The organism is uncultured Gimesia sp. (assembly GCF_937910335.1).
Classification (GTDB): Bacteria; Planctomycetota; Planctomycetia; order Planctomycetales; family Planctomycetaceae; genus Gimesia.
The window spans coordinates 1-4,106 of record NZ_CALEMX010000392.1 but is presented as its reverse complement, the minus strand read 5'-3'; the positions used below and the strand labels follow the sequence as shown (position 1 = coordinate 4,106).

Sequence of the window (4,106 nt, the reverse complement as noted above, 5' to 3'; positions counted from 1 at the left end):
CCACTCTCTGAAATCTTAATTAATCTGAAAAATTGATTCTTAGAGGCTGCCTATAATTGAAAGCAGCCGGCTGACCGCCAACATATAACACATTTAAGTCTACTGCTCCAAACCGCACAGCACTTTCATGTGTATCTCGGAAATATTGTGCTACATTCTCATGAGATAATGTCGTTCCCGTTGTCGAATCACCCTGCCAGCTCTTACGCGCGATCTCTTCACAGATTTCATACAAATCCCATCGCGGATCGCTGTCACCAAAATCAGCGCCACGAGGTCGGTACCTCAAAAATTCGATCTCACCCTCTTTTTCGACTCGTCGTTCAGCGCGTAGATAAGTCTGTCGTGCTTTTCCCGAACGCCCCGCCAGATAATCATCCCAATCCTGATTGAGATCAACATAAGCAGTCTGATTCCACTGGTGTTTTTTATATGGAAGATTCGCAGTAAACAACGCCTTCTCGGTAACACCGCCATCAAATCCATCGGTGTCCACACAACGCAAATCCAGCAAATCCCACTTGCGCAAAGGCAGAGGCTGCTGAATATATTCGAGCGCACTCGCCAGCGTCCTTTCGGGATCAGAAGAAACAGGACCATAGAAACTTCCCCAGTCATCAAACGGGTAAGTCAAAATCCGACACTCCCCGAACCGAGTCTCCATAGTCCGTTCACATAGAGGAACAATACCAGTCACCTCATCTGCATCACGAATAATTAACACACGTAATTTCTGATCTGCCTCAAAATGGCGCCAGTAGACCTGCAACCAATCCAGCGACTGGAAAAAACTTCCACCGGGAGTCACCGCCAATAATCGATTCCAATCGTCCTGAATATTTTGTAATTCAGTTAGCTTATTCAGTTCAATAACGCTCAACGTAGACCCCTCGTCTTGAGTTTTCTAATTCAATTTCGACATTCAAACAAAGACGAATGACCGGAGTCAACTAGTGCGCAAGCCATGATTTAACACACCATTTCCGATACATGACGTCATATAAAACAAACATCGGGCGCAATAATGTGCACGATATCAGTCATAATTCGAGCCCTGATACGACTTGATGTTTCCTTAAGTGCAGAGCTGCAAATCAGAACTAAAAACATAGTTTGCACTGAGAGAGGACGATTTGAATAAATCAGAAAAGAGAATCCCCGACCTGAAAATCAATACACAAGGTTGGATTACACTAATTATTCCAAAAGCAAGCCCGCTTTGTAGACGGACCATCTACGTGAACTTGGGGAGGCGCAGCGTAAATCAATGACTCTACCATCACGCTCTGAAACTTTGGCTGTGATGACTTCTCAATCAAAAATAGCTCCGCGTCAATTCACCACGATTTCATCCACAAACAGCCAGGCCGGACTCCCGGCGGCGGGATGCCATGCGGGAAGCTTCCCTATCGATTTGGCACGAAATCTCAGATAACGGCAGCTAACATCTTTCGGTGATAACTGAAACGGTTTGACCGATAACTGACTCGAGGAATCGCCCTTCTTCGTCAGATCAATCTGTTGTGTCGCCACGATGCGAAACGTTTTCCCATCATCCGAAACGGCCATGTCGATTTCGCGAGGCAGTACGATTCCACCGGAGATTAACTCCAGGAAATTGGCTTTCACTGATTGAAGCGGAATCTCCTTGCCTAGATCAATCGTGGCATCTAAATCCGCACCACGGAATCCCATCCATCCCAGACGCAGGTCGTTCGGTTCACCCAGTACACCATCGGTTAACCCTGCCGTGCCAGCTCCCGGATGCTTTGGGTGGGGATCTACTTTTGCTTTCACAGGCTTATTCCAGGCCAAATGTTCTAATTGCTTTGGTCTGGATTCATTCATGATCGAAACTGCTTTGTCGATCTCCATTAATTTACGGTACTTTTCAAAGTGGATTCCGATCTGATTGTCGGAAGTGAACTCCCACAGCGAACTCTTTTTCGCTCTCATCGCCAGCGCTGCAACAATATGCGATTGCACCCAGCCCGTTTCACTTGACCAGGCACCCCAACCACTGTCACCATTTGCCCCCCAGTAATCCCATCGCTTGATGTCAAAAGCACGAAACCATCCACCGTCCAACCGCGGATGCGCCTCGGAACGCACTTGAACGCGAACAAGAAATTCGGCCACTTTATCCGCAGCCTGAATATACTTAGGATCCCCGGTAGCCGCTGCTGCTTCGACCAGTCCAATAAACGCTGGCGGCACTGAATAAAATACGTCCGCACAAGGATCACCATCTTCATGGAGAATCGAAACTTCTCCCGTTCCGTAATCTTCATTTGATTTGTGTGATTTAAATCGGAGTTGCTCTTGAATCGCTCCGGAAGCATCCTGACGCGCAAGCATATCGTCAATCACTTGTCGAAGCCATGCGCGGTGTTCCGGAGTATCATCTACGCGCACAAGCCACGCCAAAGGTAATAACATCCTGCCACGTTCCATCTGCATTTCATGTAACGCGTAACCCCATCCATCGGGATAGCGCTGCATTGTGATTTGAATCGCCTTCCGGGCTTGATCAAGCAATGGTTCGTATTTCGTCTTATCATACAGCCACAAATAACATGCCCAGGCCCATGCTTCGCGCTGAGGCCAGGGAGCAATCGAACGACGACGCGCGTAATGTTCCCAGCCATTTTTTTTAAGTTGACTCGCATTCAAAGGCATCCCGTCTCGAAATCCAAATGGACCCGTCGTTCGAAAATTGGCCAGAATACTCGTCAAAATTCGCTCATCCCAGCGCGGGTCATTTAAAGCAGATGCCGCTGTCAAGCTGCCGATAATTGCTTTCGAACCATCATTGCCCCAGAAAGCATTGGGGCCGGAACCATACGAATACCAACCCAATAAACCATAAGTAGGGCTATTCTGATCGCTCTGATAGAGGTCCGAATTAAAGTAAACGAAATCCATAATATTCGCTGCGGTCGCGCGATGCCGCTCCTCATTTTCTAAAACTCCGCTCAAAGCAAAAGCCATACCCGACTCGGCGTTACAGTCACCTCGCAGCAGCCATCGCATTGGCTGACTTCCATCAGAAAACACCTTCGATATATGTCCTTCCAAAATCCCATAACGGCCATCGCCCAGAGGTCGGTTCAACCCCGGTTTCGTATCAGCGGGTCCGTAACCGGTCTTGGCCGGATGGATTAACTCGTCCTTCCATGACTCATCTACGAGAAAGCCTTCAAACCACTTTATACCACGTCGGAAAGCAACACGTTCCGCATTTTTCGGAAGAGATTCATTACGGACAAACGAGGGACGGACTGAAGGCGTCCAATTCAGATCGGGTATTTTGCTTTCTGGTGAAAGCCAGCCTAATACCATCTTCCAAACCGGCTCCCAGGCCTTGGTGGGCGCGTAACGGGCAGAAACAAACTGACTTAGTTTCGTCGTCGCAATCAGCATGTCACCACGCGGATGTTCAAACAGAAGCGGCCAGGTCTTTTCTGGCAAGCCGTAAACAGCCTTGTCATAACCGGCAACGCGAGCTGAAACCAAATGCGTGCGAGATGCCTGCACGGGTAGAAAATGACAGTCGTGAATCTGGAGTATTCGCAACTTTTCAAGCTCTGTTCCGAAAATATCGGAAGCAACCACCGTACGTTCCCAATGTGGCTGCTGAGGTATCCCAAATTTCAAACCGGGAACGACCGCAGGGTATTCAATGTATAATCGCAGATTTTTTTGGGTCGCCAGTTCGAAGACAGCCGGCTCAATTTCAGTAGTCTTTCCGGGATAATGGTCAGCGAGGATCAACACACCCGCCCCTTCAGACGCCGCATCCACTGCCTTCAAAGCGGAATCATGACGCGGATACGAGACGCCGCTGGCAGTCATCACCTGATAAAGATCATTATCGAGTGCACATGCAAAAAATAGATTCAAAGAGGCTTTTTCAGCAGCAAAGCCTGCCGCCGGATGAAACACTCCACAAATCACTGTCAGCAGGAAGAGAATAATATTCTTATGACCCATAATGGGAAACCTTTGCAAAAACTGAAGATAAGAAACGACGACGCGGCACACATCAGATAATAAATCCTTCTAATAGTTTATCGATTTCAAAACAGTTTCAACAGTTAGACAAG

2 protein-coding genes are annotated in these 4,106 nt (G+C 47.9%); both read right to left on the bottom strand.

Going from position 1 to position 4,106, the window contains the following annotated elements:
* Positions 1 to 19: 19 nt before the first annotated feature.
* The gene (locus Q0668_RS15530; RefSeq protein WP_298866291.1) at positions 20 to 880 is read right to left on the bottom strand and encodes a GNAT family N-acetyltransferase; all 861 of its coding nucleotides are present in this window, start codon (positions 878 to 880) and stop codon (positions 20 to 22) included.
* A 452-nt stretch (positions 881 to 1,332) separates the two neighbouring features.
* On the bottom strand, positions 1,333 to 3,993 hold the full coding sequence (locus tag Q0668_RS15525; protein ID WP_298866289.1) for a hypothetical protein: 2,661 nt from the start codon (positions 3,991 to 3,993) through the stop codon (positions 1,333 to 1,335).
* Positions 3,994 to 4,106 lie beyond the last annotated feature (113 nt).

What these genes read in the sequence shown, in the direction of transcription:
- Q0668_RS15525 (WP_298866289.1), bottom strand. Translation starts at nt 3,993, where the DNA reads ATGGGTCATAAGAATATTATTCTCTTCCTGCTGACAGTGATTTGTGGA.